The organism is Occallatibacter riparius (assembly GCF_025264625.1).
Taxonomy (GTDB): domain Bacteria; phylum Acidobacteriota; class Terriglobia; order Terriglobales; family Acidobacteriaceae; genus Telmatobacter; species Telmatobacter riparius.
The window spans coordinates 3,391,326-3,407,351 of record NZ_CP093313.1; the positions used below are offsets into that span (position 1 = coordinate 3,391,326).

The following is a 16,026-nucleotide window of genomic DNA, read 5'->3' on the forward strand; positions in this document are numbered from 1 at the left end:
ATCATCGGAGTCTCCGTCTCATTTCATCCCCTATGAAACGAGACGGATGCCGAAGATCGCTAAGCGGCCTTACGCCGCTGCTTGCGCAAGTTGACGTGCTTGCGGACCGCGAGCAAAGGTTCGAACTGCCTGAACTGACAGTGTGTGCATCGCACGGGAACTCGAAACCTCACCAATTGGAGAACGTCAGAGAACCGAAGGCGCGAATGGCGAAATTCATCATTGAAGCAATAGGAACATTGCATGTAGACCTCCAACGGGAGCAAACTGCGTTGGCCTTAGGGGAGTGGATGACTGATATCCGAGTCTAACAGCGGGAATATTCCATCTCAACCGCGTATGCAACATTTCGCCAAGCTTTAAATCACCGCCGGTCGGGCGCTGAACTGTAGATTGACGATGCCTGCTACCCTTTCAGTATGGTCGCTTCGCCGGCAGATCCGCGGCTGACCCGGGTCTATATGGATGCCAACGCCACTACGCCTCTGCTGCCGGAAGTGGTGCAGGCGATGCATCCCTATTGGATGGAGCACTTCGGGAATGCATCCTCGATTCACTTGCATGGGCAGCAGGCTCGCAGGGGAGTGGATCAGGCCCGCGAGATACTGGCGGAGTTTTTCAACTGCCATGCTGCGGAGGTGGTCTTCAACTCCGGCGGAACCGAAGGCGACAATAGCGCTATTTTCGGGCTTCTGCGCCGGGGCGATCACTTTGTGACGACGGCGATTGAGCACTCGGCAGTGCTGCAGTCGGCTGAGAAGGTGGCGGAGCGCGGCGTCGAGGTGAGTTATATCGCGCCCCAACCGAGCGGACTCATTGAGCCGGGCGATGTACGTGCTGCGCTTCGGCCCAATACCCGGCTGATCAGCGTGATGCTGGCGAATAATGAGACAGGCGTGATCCAGCCGGTGGAGGAGATCGGAAGGATCGCCAAGGATGCGGGCGCGTTCTTCCATGTGGATGGGGTGCAGGCCGCGGGCAAGATCCCTATCGACGTGCGCAAGATTGGGTGCCACCTGCTGTCAATCAGTGGCCACAAGATGCATGCTCCGAAGGGTGTTGGAGCGATGTTTGTCCGCCGGGGAACACCGGTCGAAAGCCTGCTGGTGGGCGGGAGCCACGAACGGCGACGCCGCGCCGGGACGGAGAATGTTGCGGGGATTGTGGGGCTTGGCAAGGCGGCCGAACTGGCGATGAGCGCTCTCGAGGATGGCACGATTGAGCGGGTCGCCCGGCTGCGCGACCGGTTGGAAGACGAGATTTTGCGGCTGCCGGGTGCAGGCGTGAACGGGGCCGGTGCGGATGGAAGGCCTGTAGCTCGCGTCGCCAATACGACGAATATCTGGTTCAACAACTTGGAGGGCGAGGCGCTGGTGATTGCGCTCGATCTCAAGGGCGTGGCGGTTTCGGGTGGTTCAGCTTGCCACTCGGGGGCCACCGAGCCTAGCCACGTGCTGATGGCGATGGGCCTGGACAAGACGCGGGCGCGGGCGAGCCTGCGCTTCAGCCTGCTGAAGACCACGACCGATGCCGATGTAGACCATGTTCTTTCTGTGGTGCCGGCAGCGGTGAAGCAGCTCAGAGCGGTTTCGCCGGTTGAAGCGGGGACGCTGGGGTGAGATTCGGGGATAGTTCACAGGTCCCCGCCAAGATGACTAGACGTCGAAGAGTGATTGCGATTGTGTCCGGCCTCGTTGCGCTCGCGGCCCTACCTTTGGGGGCTGCTCTCTACGGCAGCGCGGAGCGAGGCTTGAATCCGCTCACTGCATGGACGTGCACCTCGGAAAAGAAGGGCGGCCTCAGCAATGTTTCGGGAGTAGACCTGGAAATTGAGTACACAGCGTGCGATCTTCTGGCAAAAGACGAAGCAATCAGCGTGTACGCCTCACCCTATCAGCCGGGATCCAAGCATGGAACATGGTTTCGAAAGCGGACGCTTATATTCAGGTACGATCCAAGTGGACCGGACGAGTTGCTGCCCGGTTTTGAGTCCATTGGCGCCAATCGGATACTGATTTCCGTTCCCGAGGTCTCTTCCATCTCAGTTCAGCGGCACGTCTATGGCAATACGACCGTAAACTATCACATAGGACGGATCAACTACACGAAACCTACGGGTCTGGAGCACGCTGATTAACTTCCCCGGAGTCCTTAGCTGCCGGCGCGTCATCCAATAGAGAGCAAATGCCATACAACGAGACCATTGCCGTTGCCATGTCGGGAGGAGTCGACTCGTCGACCGTTGCGGCGATCCTCGCGCGGATGGATCCCGGCACATCAGTCGTGGGGCTCACGCTTCAGCTCTGGGACCAGACGCGGCTGGCAGGAAAGCATGGAATTCCCGAGGCTCCGAAGGCCGGACGGTGCTGCTCACTGGATGATGTGTATGACGCGCGGCGCGTGGCTGAGCATCTCGGCATTCCCTACTACGTGGTGAACCAGGAAGAGCGGTTCGAAGCTGATGTGGTGCGGCCGTTCGTGAGCGAGTATCTGGCTGGACGGACGCCGATTCCGTGTTCGCTCTGCAACAACCATCTCAAGTTCGATCAGTTGCTGAAGACAGCGCGGTCGATTGGGGCGAGCCGCATTGCCACGGGGCACTACGCGATCAACGAGTATGACCCGAAGCGTGAGCGCTGGATCCTGAAGCGGCCTGCAGACCTGGCGAAGGATCAGACGTATTTCCTGTTCGGGCTCACCCAGGAGCAGCTTGCGCACACGCTGTTTCCACTGGGGCGCATGGTCAAGCCTGAGGTGCGGGCGGCAGCGCGCGAGCACGGACTGGCGCTAGCGGAGAAGCCGGATTCGCAGGAGATCTGCTTTATCCCGGGCGGCGATTATAAGCAGTTTCTGACGGCTTATCTCGAAGAGCAGGGCGAAGCGATGCCCGACACTGCGGGCGAACTGGTGACTACCGACGGCCGCGTGCTGGGGCGGCATGAGAGCATCTCTGGCTTCACCGTGGGACAGCGCAAGGGATTAAAGGTGGCTTCGCCGACGCCGCTCTACGTGATCCAGATCGACTCGGCGAGCCACCGGGTGACCGTGGGCGCCGACGAGGAACTGGCGACGCGCGAGCTTCGCGCGAACCGGGTGAACTGGATCAGCGTTGCCGAACTGAAGGCGCCGATGCGGGTGAAGATCAAGATCCGCCACCGGCACGAGCCGGCGTGGGCCACGCTTGCGCCTGCCGAGAACGGAGAGGTGACAGCGGTGTTCGACGAGGCGCAGCGGGCGGTGACGCCGGGCCAGTCGGCTGTCTTCTACGACGGAGACGAGGTTGTGGGCGGCGGCTGGATACTCTAGTCCGCGCCGACAGGTATTCAGAGTTAGTCGTCTCCGGCCTGTTGCTTTATGCACTGTTTAGGTGCGATTTATGCAGGCATAATCCGTCACATCGTATTCCTGAGACTGGCTCGGCGCGCTTCAAGCGCGAGCTGGAAGGAACACCGTGTCACGCAAATCGTTCCCGATCTCGCACGCATTCCTCCTCCTGATGTTTCCGATTCTCGCCGCGCCCATCGTTGCCCAAGATCAGCAATCGTCTCAGCCAGCACCGAGTTCGGAGCCTTCCGTTCCGGTGCCGCTGCCGACGCCTTCGATTACCGGGCCATTGCAGGGTGCGCCGCCGCATACGGTGGATTCGGGTCCGCTGGGGAAGATCAGCATCAATGGTGTGCTCACCGGATTTGGCGTGGGTCAGAGCTGTCCCGTGGCGGGAGATAGCGACGGCCATGCGGCGCTGAATAATGGCCAGGTGTGGGCGCAGAAGGTGGATGGTTGGTGGCAGTTCTACGTGCAGGCGGGCGCGTATAACGTGCTCGCGGTTGGAGCGCCGTTTCTCGCGACCGAGAAGAACATTACGGACCTTTGGAGCCCTGTGCCGGTGGCGTATCTGAAGCTGGTTCCGGCGAAGAACACGTCGATCCAGATTGGTTCGCTGCCCGCGCTGCTGGGCGCGGAGTACACCTTCGATTTCCAGAACATGAATGTTGAGCGCGGGCTGCTGTGGACGCAGGCGAATGCAATCAATCGCGGGGTTCAGGTGAACCAAGCGATGGGGAAGTTTGCAGCTTCACTGAGCTGGAATGACGGGTACTATTCGAATCGGTATTCGTGGCTGAGCGGATCGCTGAGCTACACGAACGGGCCGCACAGTATTGCGTTCCAGGGTATGGGAAACCTGTCGCAGACGGCTTACCGGACAACGGCTACGCCGGTGCAGAACAACGGAAGGATGTATGCGTTGACCTACACGTATACGAAAGGCAACTGGATCGTGATGCCGGCGTGGCAGTATGGCGATGTTCCGACGAATGCTGCGGCGGGCGTGGCGCGTGGAGCGGCGACGCAGGGAGGCGCGCTGTTTGTCAGCCGCACGTTCAAGCATGGCTTCTCGCTGGCGGGACGCGGGGAGTATCTCGGGAGCACCGGCTCGGCCGCGGAGAACTCAGTGAATCTGATCTACGGGCCGGGGAGCGCGGCCTGGTCGCTGACAGGCACGCCGGCGTGGCAGAAGAAGGTCTTCTTCATGCGCGGGGATGTTTCGTATGTGCGTGCGAGTTCGATTGCGGCGGATAGTGCGTTTGGAGCGGAGGGGACGAAGGCAGATCAAACGCGCGGAGTGCTGGAGGTTGGGTTCCTGTTCTGAGGCCGGTTGGTCGCACGTGTTAACGAGAAAGTAACATTCGGGAAATATTGACAAGGGATCGCGATGGGCAAATATGGTTTTTAATATCGTCATAAATCTTTTACAAGGAATATTTAAGCCGAAAACAGGCGAAGATATGGAGAAGTAAAAACAGGGGGAGGGGTAGTTAATTTTCTAGTAAACACCCTGCAATTCTTCGTGAGAGATCGTAGATCTGAGCACATCCGAGCACACGACACCCACATGAGCAGGTTAGCGGAAGGTGGCACCCGAGTCTGTGATGGGGGTCACGGCTGTGCTGATTCTTGCAATTGACGCCGAAGGCTCGGGAATCAGGAGGTTTTCTTTTCGGCTTCGGGGCGCGGGAGATTGCGCGGCATGGGCGCGTGGGAGATATCGAAGGTGGAGAAGCGCATGTGCCGGCCGGTGATCTCGTTGCGCAGTTCGTGCCAAAGCTCGTTGGGGATCTTGAGGAACACTTCGACGACGGCGGGATCGAATTGCGTGCCGGAGCAGCGCAGGATTTCTTCGCGGGCCACGTCGAAGCTGCGCGCCCGGCGATAAGGCCGGTCGCTGGTGATGGCATCGAGCGCGTCGGCGACGGCGAAGATGCGGGCTCCGATGGGTATTTCGGCGCCGTTCAGGCCATTGGGATAGCCGGTGCCATCGAATTTTTCCTGGTGGGCGAAGACGATTTCTGCAGCTTCGCTCAGGAACGGAATCTTGCGCAGGATGTGGTAGCCGCGCGTGCAGTGCTCGCGCATGACGTCCTGCTCTTCCTGGCTGAGAGCGCCCGGCTTGCGCAGGATGTCGTCAGGGATGGCCATCTTGCCGATGTCGTGGAGGAAGGCGCCGCGTGCAATCACCTTGATCTCGGCGGGCTTGATTCCCATGGCCCGAGCGAGTGCGATGGTGTAAGCGGTGACGCGCTTGGAGTGGCCTTCGGTCTCGGAGTCTTTGAGATCGAGCGCATCGCCGAGGGCCTCGAGGGTGATATCGTAGGAGTGCTCGAGGTCTTCCATAGCCTGCTGGAGCAGTTCGGTGCGCGCCTGCACGACCTGCTCGAGGCTTAGCTGGTAGTTCTGATTCTCTTCAAGAGCGGTGCGGTATTCGAGGGCACGGGTGACGGTGGCAACCAGGTGCTCGCGCTCGAAGGGCTTGAGCAGGTAGTCATAGGCTCCGCGGCGCATGGAGTCGATGGCAACGCTGATGTCGTGGATGGCCGATACCATCACGACCGGAATTCTGGGGAACTGGGAGCGGATACGTTCAAGCAGGGCGATGCCGTTAACATCCTGCATGACAATGTCGGTGAGTACGAGGTCGAAGGGGGCCCGTTCGAGAGCGTCGGTGGCCTCGCGGCCGCTTCCGGCGAGTTGGACCTGGTAGCCCTGGCGTTCAAGAGTGGCACCGATCATGGAACGAACCGGACCTTCGTCGTCCACCACCAGGATGTGGGGGGCGCGGCGTGTGCGCGACACGGGACGGCCCTCGCGATCCACGAGGGTGAGCGTGGTGTTCTCCGGTGCGGGCTGTGCCAAGTTCAGTGCCAAGGGCAATGTCTCCGGCCGGGCAATCCTGCCAGGCATTCGTGCGTCGTTCTTCACCCGTAACAGTTGCCGACCGGCGACGAAACTTCACAGAGGGAAAAAGGGGAACCTATTCAATCGGTGGCCCTTTTCAATTGGGGTTAAGTTTCGAGACAACGGCAACGTACAACCGAAAGTAGCACTCTGGCAAAGGATGAAAAATACCACCTTTGTGTGCCAGTCTCGAGCGCGCGTGCCATCTATCTCCAGATGGACTATGATGCGACTCCAGAGGGTTTGGTTGCCCTTCAGTTTACAAGGTTTAGGTTTCCTGCAGCAAAACTGGTCTAATCGCTTTTGCAGAGGCGATTCTTGCGCGCTTCGACCCAGCCTTCCCGGGTTACCTGCCGGCTCCGGGCGACTGCCAAGGCACCGGCGGGGACATCGCGGGTAATGCAGGAGCCGGCACCGACATAGGCGCCGTCTTCCAGCCGCACCGGCGCTACGAGGGTGGAATCGCTGCCCACAAAGCACCCCTTCCCAATCACGGTCTGATGTTTATGTACGCCGTCGTAATTGCAGGTAATGACGCCGGCGCCTATGTTGGTTCCTTCGCCCACCTCTGAGTCGCCGAGGTAGGCCAGATGATTGGCTTTAGCGCCCTTGCCGAGACGCGCTTTTTTGGTTTCGACAAAGTTGCCGATATGCGCGTCTTCGCCGATTTCGCTGCCAGGGCGCAAGTGCGCAAAGGGTCCGATCTTTGCGCCGTCAGAGATGGTGCTCTCTGCGAGCACGCAGTTCTGGCGGACGAGTACGTTATCGGCGAGGGTGCAGTTCTCAATCACCGAAAATGACCGAATGAAGCAGCCGGAGCCGATTTTCGTTTTGCCCAGGAGCTGCACGTAGGGTTCGATGACGGCTCCGGGCGCGACCTCAACTTCGGGATCGATGACGCAGGTGTCGGCGCGCCAGATGTCTACCCCGGAGTCGAGCAGCCGGCGGGCCGCGGCAGATTGTGCGGCGATACGGTCCGAGACGCGTTCGGCGATGCTGCCTTCATGAGCCACGGCGGGCTCTGTTGCGTGGTCTTTCTTCACTGCTGATCTCCTCCGGGCCCTTCGCCTGGGCCCATGCCGCCTTTGGGCGCGCCGGGAATGGTGATGTCGATGGTCTTGACGGGGCCGAGCTTCAGGGCGTCGAGGCCGGGCTGGATCTCGGATTGATTGCCGACAACAAGAATGGCGAGTTTCTCGGGGTGGATGTACTTTTTGGCAGCCGCGGTGAGGTCGGCGACGGTCACCTTGCGCAGAGCGGCCTCGTAAGTCTGGAGGTAGTCGGGCGGGTAGCCATAGAACTCGAGGCGGATGCTTTCGGAGAGCACTTTCTCCGGAGTGTCGTAGCGGAAGAGGAAGGTGTTGAGAATGTCGTCTTTGGAGCGCTTCAGCTCTTCTTCTGTAAACGGCCGAGAGTTCATGCTGGCGATCTCGTCTAGCGCCGCTTTGGTGGCGTCGACGGTGGAGGCGCTCTTGGTGAGCACTTCAACGTCGAAGGTGGCTGGGTGGTCATAGGCGAAGCCCATGCCGCCGCCGACGGCGTAGGCCAGGCCGAGCTTGGTGCGGACGGTCTGGAATAGACGGCTGGCGAATCCGCCGCCGAGGATGTCGTTCATGATGGCGATGGACGGCACGTCGGGGTTGCGGCGGTCGGTGCCGAGGCCGACGATCTGGATGTTGGACTGGTTTACGTTCTGCTTGTTGATGAAGTAGACGGCCTGATTGGGCGAGTGGAACTCGTCATCGCGCTTGGAGGCGGGCTTGACGTGCGCGAAGGGCTCGAAGGCGGCGGTGAGCTTGGCCGCCATGGTTGCGGAGTCGAAATCGCCGCCGACGCCGACGATGAGTTTGTTGCCGATGGTCTTGTCGTGCCAGGCCTGGAGGTCCTGCACGGTGACTGCGCCGATGGTCTTGAGCTCGGCCTGACGCGCGTAAGGGCTGTTGGGGCCGTAGACGAGCTTGGTGGCTTCGCGGCTGGCGATCTCGGTTTCGTCGTCGTTGCGGCGAACGATGGCAGTGGCTGCCTGCTGCTGGGCAAGCTGGAGCTTCTGCAGGTCGAATTTGGGATGGAGGAGCAGGTCCATGACGAGGGAAAAGACCTGGTCGGAGTCGCCCTTGAGCGAGTCCCATGAGAGGGAAGTGGACTCGCTCCCGCCGGCGGTCTCGATGTGCGCGGCTTTGGATTCGAGCAGGTCGTCCATCTGATCGCCCGACATTTTGGCGGTGCCGCTGGTGCGCCATGTTTCGCCGTAGAGCGAGACGAGGCCGACCTTGGCTGGGTCTTCATCGCGCGAGCCGCCAGGGATGAGGATGGTTCCGGAGACGAAGGGCAGCTCGTGGTCTTCCTGGAGGAAGATGATGATGCCGTTCTTGAGCTCGATGCGCTTCGGCTGCTTGGGCTTGAACTCCTTGAGCGGAGGGATGGGGATCTTTTCCCACGGCTTGGATTGCTGTGCGCCGGCAGGAACAAGGATGCCGACAGTGGCGAAGGCGAGGAGGCATTTGGCAGCGAGATGTGTGATGGGGAGCTTGTTCATTGCGCGCCGCCTTTCTCGCCGGCGGGCTGCTGTTGTTGAGGCTGTGTAGGTGTAGCCGTTTCGATCCAGGCGCTGGTGCGATTGCTGGATACGAATACTTTGTTCGCAACACGGCGAATGTCGGCCTTGGTCACCTTGTCTACCTTCTCGAGTTGATTGAAGAGCTCGCGCCAGTCGCCGTAGCGGGTCTGGTATTCGGCGAGGGCATTGGCGAGGCCCTGGTTGTCGGCGAGGCCGCGGAGGAGGTCGGCGCGCGTGCGGGTTTTGAACATGGCGAGCTCTTCGTCACTCACGTCGGTGGTCTTGAGCTTGTCGATTTCCTTATGGATCGCGGTAGCCATCTCCTGCGGCGTGTGGCCCGGGATGGGGACGGCGTAGAAGGCGAAGAGGCCGGGGAACTTGTCACCGGGGTAGGGGCTGAATCCTTGTGCCTCGGCGGCAATCTGCTGATCGCGCACCAGGCCGCGATAGAGCCGGGAGACGCGGCCGTTGGACATGATGTCGCTGATGGCGTCGTAGACGGCGTCGTCAGGATCTTTGTAGCTGCCGCGGTGATAGCCCTCGATGTAGAAGGGCTGCGTGTCTTCGCGGATGAAGACGGTTTTTTCGGCGAACTGCTTGGGCTCGACTGTCGTCATGAGCGGCGGCTTGGGGCCGGCGGGGACTTTGCTGAAGTACTTCTCGAGCATCGGCAGGATTTCGGCGGCCTTGACGTCGCCCACGACGGCGACGACGAGGTTGGAGCCGACGTAGTACTTCTTGTGGAACGCCATCGCTTCAGTGGCGGTGATTTGGCTGACTTCGCTGGTCCAGCCGATGCCGCTGCGGCCGTAGGGGTGTGCCACGTAGGCGGTGGCGAGGAATTGCTCGAGGAGGCGGCCGATGGGGTTGGAGTCGGTGCGCATTCGGCGCTCTTCTAGGACTACGTCGCGCTCCTTGTAGAATTCGCGCGGGACGGTCTCAGAGAGGCGGGAGCTTTCAAGCCAGGCCCAGAGCTCGAGGCGGTTTTCGGGCATTGACCAGTAGTACTCGGTTTGGTCGAGGCCGGTCTCGGCGTTGAGGCCTTCGGCGCCGTTGCGTTCTGCTACCTCAGTGAACTGGTTGGGTTCGACGTATTTCTCCGCGTCGGCTTTGGCCTGGTCGAAGGATTTCTCGAGCTGGGCGAGCTTCTGCTTGTCGGGGCCGAGGGGATTGCGGCGCTCGGCTTCGACGGCCTGCTCGGCGGTTTCGACTTTTTCGAGGGCGACTTTCTCATCGGGCCAGTCGTTGGTACCGATCTCGGTGGTGCCCTTGAAGGCGAGGTGCTCGAACATGTGGGCCAGGCCGCTCTCGCCGGAGGGGTCGTTGACGTCACCGGCATCGACGAAGGTGACGTAGCTGAAGACCGGCGCCTCGGGGCGTTCGCAGATCAGGATGGTGAGGCCGTTGGGAAGAACCTTGGTGGTGATGCGCTGCTCAAAGCTCTTGAGGTCCTGGGCGTGCAGGGCTAGCGGTGTTGCGATGGCTAAAACGGCCAATCCCGCCCAGATCCGGGGGAACAATCGGGTGATCATTCACACTCCTCGTGCCGTATGCCGGCACCTTCCAAGCTACCAAACCGCAGGGCGTGGGTGCCCGAAGTCGTTGTGAGCCGGTCAGAACCATCGCTCGCTTGATCTCGTATTCTTCTATGCACGATCTGAAGGATACTCATGCGCAAATTTTTGTTTCGCAGTCTTCTTGCTCTGTGCCTGATCGCGCTGCTGCTGGTTGCGGCGGTGTGGACGATTGAGTTTTATCCGCAGCGGAATTCGCATCCGCCGCTGAAATTGGCGAAGGGGACGCTGGCGATTGAGCATGCGCGGATTTATGTTTCGCCGACGGATGCGCCGATTGCGGATGGGACGGTTCTGATTCGCGATGGGCTGATCGCGGAGGTGGGACCGAATGTTGTGATTCCGGCGGACGCGCAGAAGGTGGCCTGTAACGGTTGCGTGGTGACCGCGGGATTCTGGAACGCGCATGTGCACTTTACCGAGCCGAAGTGGAAGTGGGCGGAGTGGAAGGCGGCGGACAAGCTGGATGCGCAGCTTGCGGATATGTTTCTGAGCCGCGGGTTTACTACGGTTGTCGACCTGGGGTCGAACCCGGCGGAGACGTTTGCGATCCGGCGGCGCGTGGAGCGGGGCGAGGTGCGCGGGCCGTATATCTATACGGCGGGTACGGCGCTGTATCCGCCGCACGGGATTCCCTTTTATTTGAAGGAGACGCTGCCGGGCTGGATGACGGCGATCATGCCGCAGCCGGCAACGCCTGTTGCGGCGCAGGCGGTGGTGAGGAGAAACCTAGGATCGGGTGCGGATGTGACTAAACTGTTCACGGGATCGTGGGTGGAGCGCGGACACGTGCTGCCGATGCCGTTGAACATTGTGAAGGCTGCGGTGGAGACGACTCACCTGAATGGGAAGATAGTGTTCGCGCATCCTTCGAACCTGGCGGGAACGCAGGCCGCGGTGCAGGGCGGCGTGGATGTTCTGGCGCATGTGCCGGACGATACGCGCGGCATTACTCCGGAGCTGTTCACGACGATGGTCAAGCAGAACATGGGCATGGTTCCGACGCTGAAGATGTTCACGACTACGGTGACGAGTGATCCGCACTATATGGATCCAATGTATGCGGAGGTATGGCAGTTCAAAGCTGACGGGGGGACGCTGATCTTCGGGACGGATGTGGGGTACATGACGGACTACTCGACCGAGCAGGAGTTTACGGAATTGGGGAAGTGCGGGCTCGGGTGGCAGGATGTACTGGCGATGCTGACGACGAGTCCGGCTGCGCGGTTGGGGCAGTCGGGGCAGAAGGGGACGATTGCGCCGGGGAAACTGGCGGACCTGACGATTCTGAGCGCCGACCCGGCGGTGGAGTTGACGAACTTCTCGAAAGTCCAGGCGGTGGTGAGGTCGGGTGCGGTGATCTGGCAACGCTAGAATGCAGAACATGGAAATTCGGCCGGAGGAAAGCCTGATCACGGGTGCGTGGGTTTTGGTGGGTGGGCGCGTGGTTAACGACGAATCGCTTGAGCGGATCCACTCCCTGGTCAGCGGTCATTTGGAGCGGGTTGCAACCGGCAACTGGGAAATCCTCTATCGCGATCCAAGGGACGGCCGTTATTGGGAAATGTTCCATCCCCACGGTGAAATGCACGGAGGTGGCCCTGCGTCCCTTCGCGTTCTCGATGTTGAAGCGGCGCGAGAGAAGTACGGTGTCGATCGTCTTCCGGCAAAATAATCTGGCAACGCTGACGTTGGATAGGGTAGGTTGTTACGCAACCGAAAAAAGCGAAAGCGATGTCCCCGATGATCGCCTTCAGCACTGTCCATCTGATTCTCCGCCCGTGGCGCGCCAGCGACCGCCTGCCCTTTGCGAGATTGAATGCGGACCTGCGCGTGATGGAGCATTTTCCGCACCCGCTTACCCGCGAGGCCAGCAACGAACTCGCAGACAAGATTGAGGCGCATTTCGAGAAGTACGGTTTTGGCGCCTGGGCCGCTGAATTGCTCACGACTGGACAGTTCATCGGCTTTATCGGCCTTAACGTGCCGACATTCGAGGCGCACTTCACTCGGCCTGAGTTTCCGGCGGTGGAGATCGGGTGGCGTCTTGCGTCCGAGTACTGGGGCAGGGGACTTGCGACCGAGGGGGCGCGCGCTGTTCTGCGTTACGCGTTCATGAAACTGCAGCTGCCGGAGGTGGTTTCGTTCACCACGGTTGGCAATCACAGGTCGCGGCGCGTAATGCAGAAGCTGGGCATGACGCACAATCCGGAGGACGATTTCGATCATCCCGAACTGGCTGAGGGCGATCCGCTGCGCAGACATGTTCTTTATCGGAAGGTGGCGTATTCGTTTGATTGGACTGAGTTGAAACAGCCAGCGGCGAAGGGCAACTGACAACTGATCACCGGCGCTGCTATTCTCGGCTCACGTTGCGGCGAATGCACCCCCAGTTCGTCCGCGCGGAGACCGCATGAGTACCAGCGCGCCGGCACCGACCCACTCGCTCAATCTTTCTGCTCAACCGCTGCTGGTGCGCCGCGCTGCTGTGCTGGGCGCGGGAACCATGGGATCGCGGATTGCCGCGCACCTGGCGAATGTGGGAATCCCCACGCTGCTGCTGGATATGGTGCCGGAGGGCGCGCATCACAAGAACAAGCTGGCCGTGCTGGCGATTGAGAACCTGGCGAAGTCGAAGCCAGCGGCATTTTATGACGCGAGTTTCGCTGATCGCATCACGCCCGGCAACTTCGAGGATGACCTGCCGAAGCTGGCCGGGTGCGACTGGGTGATTGAGGCCGTCGCCGAGAATATTGCGATCAAGCACAAGCTTCTGGAGAAGGTTGTTGAGCACCTGGGGCCGAATGCGATTCTGACTACCAATACGTCTGGGCTGCCCATCGCGCAAATCGCCAAGCCAATGTTTGCGCCGATACGGCAGCGGTTTTTCGGAACGCACTTCTTCAATCCGCCGCGGTATATGCAGCTTCTGGAACTGATTCCCCTGCCGGAGACGGATCCGCAGATTCTGTCAGCATTTGCGGCGTTTGCAGATCGGCTGTTGGGCAAGCAGGTGGTGCTGGCGAACGACACGCCGAACTTCATCGCCAACCGCATTGGGGTGACGGTGATGTTTACCGCGGCCACCTTGATGCTGCAGCAAGGGCTGACCATTGAGGAGGCCGACGCGCTGACGGGGCAGGCGATTGGATGGCCGCGAACGGGGACGTTCCGGCTTGCCGATATGGTGGGCATTGATGTGCTTGCGCATGTGGCGATGAACTTTCCGCAGGGCGCGGCGCCTGGGAACTTCTTTGATCTTCTTGCGGAGATTGTGAAGCGCGGCTGGCTGGGCGATAAGGCGAAGCAGGGCTTCTACAAGAAAACGCGCGGAGCGGAAGGCAAGGAGCAGCGCGAGGTTCTGGACCTGAAGACGCTGGAGTATCGACCTCTGGCGAAGGCTTCTATTCCGTCGCTGGAGATGGCGAAGAACGCGGCGACGCTGAAGGAGCGGCTCCGGATTTTGCTTGCGAACGATCCTGCGAAGGACAAGGCGGCGGCGTTTCTTTGGCCGCTGCTCTCGACGCTGTGGAACTTCTCAGCCGAGCGGATTGGCGAAGCGGCGAATGATGCGCCGTCGATAGACCGCGCGATGAAGGCCGGCTTCAACTGGGAGATGGGTCCGTTTGAGATGTGGGATGCGGCCGGCGTGCGCGAGACGGTGACGCGCATGAAGGCGATGCAACTGCCGGTGAGTGCGGCTGTCGAGGAGTTGCTCGACTCGGGCAACGAGCACTGGTATGCGCCGGATGGTCCGCACTGCTTCAATCCGGCGAGCGGCGCGTGGGATATGGTTCCGCGGCAGCCGGGGCATGCGCGCGTTGCCGATTATCGGCGCGGAAGGCGGCCGGTGCAGTCGTGCATTGTGCGAGCGAACTCGGGGGCATCGCTGGTCGATATTGGGGATCACATTGGGTGCATCGAGCTGCACTCGCTGAAGAACGCGATTGGTGGCGACGTGGTTTCGCTTGTGTCCTCGGTGCTGAGAGCTGATTCAGATGCGGTGCGGGATTTCGCCGGATTCGTCATCAGCGGGGACCGCGAACATTTCAGCGTGGGCGCAAACCTGATGCAGCTTCTGCTGGCTGCGCAGGAGGGCGAGTGGGACGAGGTGAATGGGGCGATCCGCGGCTTTCAGCAGATGACGCAGCTGATCAAGTTCTGTCCGCGGCCGGTGGTGGTTGCGCCGTTTGGAATGACGCTGGGCGGCGGGGCCGAGATGTGTTTGCACGCGGCGCGGCGGCAGCCGCATGCGGAAACTTATATCGGGCTGGTTGAGGCGGGTGTGGGGTTGATTCCCGGCGGCGGCGGGACGAAGGAGATGCTGCTGCGCTCGGTGGATGCGGCCGCGGCGATCGCGCCGCCTGATCCCAAGGATCCGCCGTCGCGGTTTGCGCAGTCGGCGCAGATGATTGCGGCGTTGCGGCGCACGCTGGAGACGATTGCGATGGCGAAGGTGTCTGCGTCTGCGGTGGATGCGCGCGGACTGGGGCTGTTCTCCGCTGCCGATCGCGTTACGTTCAATCGCGAGCGACTGCTGCTGGATGCGAAGGCCGAGGTGCACGCGCTTATCGAAGGTGGGTATACGGCGCCGGTGCCGCGCGCGGAGATTCCTGCGCCGGGGCTGGCCGCGCTGGCAACGATGGAGTCGGGAATTTTCCTGATGGGCGAGGCGGGCTACGCGAGCGAGCACGACCAGAAGGTGGCGCGCTGGGCGGCGTACATCCTCGCCGGTGGACGGATTACCGCGGGTTCGCTGGTGAGCGAGCAGTATCTTTTGGACCTGGAGCGGGAAGCGTTTCTGTCGCTGTGCGGAGAGCGCAAGACGCAGGAGCGCATTGGGTTCACGCTGAAGACGGGGAAGCCGCTGAGGAACTAACCAGATGTCAGGGCAAAGCCCTGACCTACCTATTTCGGACGGACGAGGTCGATGCGGTCGCGGGTGCGGACCCAGGTGTTGCCCGCCATGCGTCCGACCGCATCGAGGCCCTCGGGGTCGACGCGAAAGTCTTCGATCAGGTCTTGGCGCACGTGGAAACGGACGATTTCGCCGAGCACGATGACGCCGCCGCCGGGCTGCCGGCTGGTGTAAATGACCTGGAGGAGTTTGCATTCCATGTGCGCGGGCGACTCGGCTACGCGCGGGACGCGCACGACTTCGCTGGGAATCGGGGTGAGGCCGGCGAGTGCGAACTCATCCACATGCGGCGGGACATCCGCGGCGGTGATGTTGGCCGCGTGGGCTATGGCCTCGTTGACGACGTTCACGACAAATTCACCAGTGGCTTCGACGTTGGCGAGCGTGTCTTTGCGCAGGGCGGGATCGGCCTGTTTGCCGTGCAGCGATGGGCAGAAGATCAGCGTTGGGGGGACGGAGCCCACTCCGTTGAAAAAGCTGAACGGGGCGACATTCGGGATGCCCTCGGAGTCCACCGTGGAGACAAGGGCGATGGGGCGCGGCACGATGATACCGGTCATCAGCTTGTAGATCTGCCGTGAGGGCTGGCCGGCGGGATCGATGCTCAGCATCGGAGCAGGAGAGGCTATTTCGTTCATCTTCTTGATCGTAGAGCATGCCGCAGGCAGTAACGCGAGTGGCAACCGGCACTGATTTTCGCAGTTGTGTAACATAACATGATGCAAAATCAGTAGTCAGGGGGA

13 protein-coding genes are annotated in these 16,026 nt (G+C 61.1%); 8 read left to right on the top strand and 5 right to left on the bottom strand.

Features of this window, described 5'->3' with window-relative positions:
* Positions 1–419: 419 nt before the first annotated feature.
* From MOP44_RS13705 to MOP44_RS13720, 4 genes are all read left to right on the top strand, one after another.
* Positions 420–1,619 (top strand): cysteine desulfurase family protein, encoded by a 1,200-nt coding sequence (locus MOP44_RS13705; RefSeq protein ID WP_260796602.1) that lies wholly within the window; start codon positions 420–422, stop codon positions 1,617–1,619.
* Between the two features lie 32 nt (positions 1,620–1,651).
* On the top strand, positions 1,652–2,137 hold the full coding sequence (locus MOP44_RS13710; protein ID WP_260796603.1) for a hypothetical protein: 486 nt from the start codon (positions 1,652–1,654) through the stop codon (positions 2,135–2,137).
* A 47-nt stretch (positions 2,138–2,184) separates the two neighbouring features.
* A complete protein-coding gene (gene mnmA, locus MOP44_RS13715) occupies positions 2,185–3,306 on the top strand; it encodes a tRNA 2-thiouridine(34) synthase MnmA (RefSeq protein ID WP_260796604.1) in 1,122 nt (373 codons plus the stop codon).
* A 145-nt stretch (positions 3,307–3,451) separates the two neighbouring features.
* The gene (locus MOP44_RS13720; protein ID WP_260796605.1) at positions 3,452–4,651 is read left to right on the top strand and encodes a porin; all 1,200 of its coding nucleotides are present in this window, start codon (positions 3,452–3,454) and stop codon (positions 4,649–4,651) included.
* Positions 4,652–4,983: 332 nt separating this feature from the next.
* Here the strand turns inward: MOP44_RS13720 and MOP44_RS13725 are convergent, their stop codons facing one another.
* The 4 genes from MOP44_RS13725 to MOP44_RS13740 all read right to left on the bottom strand — a co-directional run bounded on the left by MOP44_RS13725 (position 4,984) and on the right by MOP44_RS13740 (position 10,323).
* Positions 4,984–6,204 (bottom strand): HD domain-containing phosphohydrolase, encoded by a 1,221-nt coding sequence (locus tag MOP44_RS13725; RefSeq protein WP_260796606.1) that lies wholly within the window; start codon positions 6,202–6,204, stop codon positions 4,984–4,986.
* A gap of 323 nt (positions 6,205–6,527) precedes the next feature.
* On the bottom strand, positions 6,528–7,277 hold the full coding sequence (locus MOP44_RS13730; RefSeq protein ID WP_313901007.1) for a DapH/DapD/GlmU-related protein: 750 nt from the start codon (positions 7,275–7,277) through the stop codon (positions 6,528–6,530).
* The gene (locus MOP44_RS13735) at positions 7,274–8,770 is read right to left on the bottom strand and encodes a M16 family metallopeptidase (RefSeq protein ID WP_260790456.1); all 1,497 of its coding nucleotides are present in this window, start codon (positions 8,768–8,770) and stop codon (positions 7,274–7,276) included. Before MOP44_RS13735 ends, MOP44_RS13730 begins: the two co-directional genes overlap by 4 nt.
* On the bottom strand, positions 8,767–10,323 hold the full coding sequence (locus MOP44_RS13740) for a M16 family metallopeptidase (RefSeq protein ID WP_260790457.1): 1,557 nt from the start codon (positions 10,321–10,323) through the stop codon (positions 8,767–8,769). The genes MOP44_RS13735 and MOP44_RS13740 overlap by 4 nt, the downstream gene beginning before the upstream one ends.
* Positions 10,324–10,461: 138 nt before the next feature.
* Between MOP44_RS13740 and MOP44_RS13745 the strand changes: the two genes are divergently transcribed.
* The 4 genes from MOP44_RS13745 (at position 10,462) to MOP44_RS13760 (ending at position 15,244) form a co-directional block, all read left to right on the top strand.
* Positions 10,462–11,739, top strand: coding sequence for an amidohydrolase family protein (locus MOP44_RS13745; RefSeq protein WP_260790459.1), 1,278 nt, complete (start codon positions 10,462–10,464; stop codon positions 11,737–11,739).
* 10 nt (positions 11,740–11,749) lie between these two features.
* Positions 11,750–12,040 (top strand): Imm27 family immunity protein, encoded by a 291-nt coding sequence (locus MOP44_RS13750; protein WP_260790461.1) that lies wholly within the window; start codon positions 11,750–11,752, stop codon positions 12,038–12,040.
* 59 nt (positions 12,041–12,099) lie between these two features.
* Positions 12,100–12,702 carry a GNAT family N-acetyltransferase gene (locus MOP44_RS13755; protein WP_260790463.1) on the top strand — a complete coding sequence of 201 codons (603 nt, stop codon included), beginning with the start codon at positions 12,100–12,102 and terminating at the stop codon, positions 12,700–12,702.
* A gap of 76 nt (positions 12,703–12,778) precedes the next feature.
* A complete protein-coding gene (locus MOP44_RS13760) occupies positions 12,779–15,244 on the top strand; it encodes a 3-hydroxyacyl-CoA dehydrogenase/enoyl-CoA hydratase family protein (protein ID WP_260790465.1) in 2,466 nt (821 codons plus the stop codon).
* Between the two features lie 29 nt (positions 15,245–15,273).
* Here MOP44_RS13760 and MOP44_RS13765 read toward each other — a convergent pair whose 3' ends face one another.
* Positions 15,274–15,921 (bottom strand): flavin reductase family protein, encoded by a 648-nt coding sequence (locus tag MOP44_RS13765; RefSeq protein WP_260790467.1) that lies wholly within the window; start codon positions 15,919–15,921, stop codon positions 15,274–15,276.
* Positions 15,922–16,026: the final 105 nt, after the last annotated feature.

Excerpts from the sequence above, each read along its gene's own strand:
- MOP44_RS13705 (WP_260796602.1), top strand. The coding sequence starts at position 420 with ATGGTCGCTTCGCCGGCAGATCCGCGGCTGACCCGGGTCTATATGGAT.
- MOP44_RS13710 (WP_260796603.1), top strand. The coding sequence starts at position 1,652 with ATGACTAGACGTCGAAGAGTGATTGCGATTGTGTCCGGCCTCGTTGCG.
- mnmA (WP_260796604.1), top strand. The coding sequence starts at position 2,185 with ATGCCATACAACGAGACCATTGCCGTTGCCATGTCGGGAGGAGTCGAC.
- MOP44_RS13735 (WP_260790456.1), bottom strand. The coding sequence starts at position 8,770 with ATGAACAAGCTCCCCATCACACATCTCGCTGCCAAATGCCTCCTCGCC.
- MOP44_RS13740 (WP_260790457.1), bottom strand. The coding sequence starts at position 10,323 with ATGATCACCCGATTGTTCCCCCGGATCTGGGCGGGATTGGCCGTTTTA.
- MOP44_RS13745 (WP_260790459.1), top strand. The coding sequence starts at position 10,462 with ATGCGCAAATTTTTGTTTCGCAGTCTTCTTGCTCTGTGCCTGATCGCG.
- MOP44_RS13750 (WP_260790461.1), top strand. The coding sequence starts at position 11,750 with ATGGAAATTCGGCCGGAGGAAAGCCTGATCACGGGTGCGTGGGTTTTG.
- MOP44_RS13755 (WP_260790463.1), top strand. The coding sequence starts at position 12,100 with ATGTCCCCGATGATCGCCTTCAGCACTGTCCATCTGATTCTCCGCCCG.
- MOP44_RS13760 (WP_260790465.1), top strand. The coding sequence starts at position 12,779 with ATGAGTACCAGCGCGCCGGCACCGACCCACTCGCTCAATCTTTCTGCT.
- MOP44_RS13765 (WP_260790467.1), bottom strand. The coding sequence starts at position 15,921 with ATGAACGAAATAGCCTCTCCTGCTCCGATGCTGAGCATCGATCCCGCC.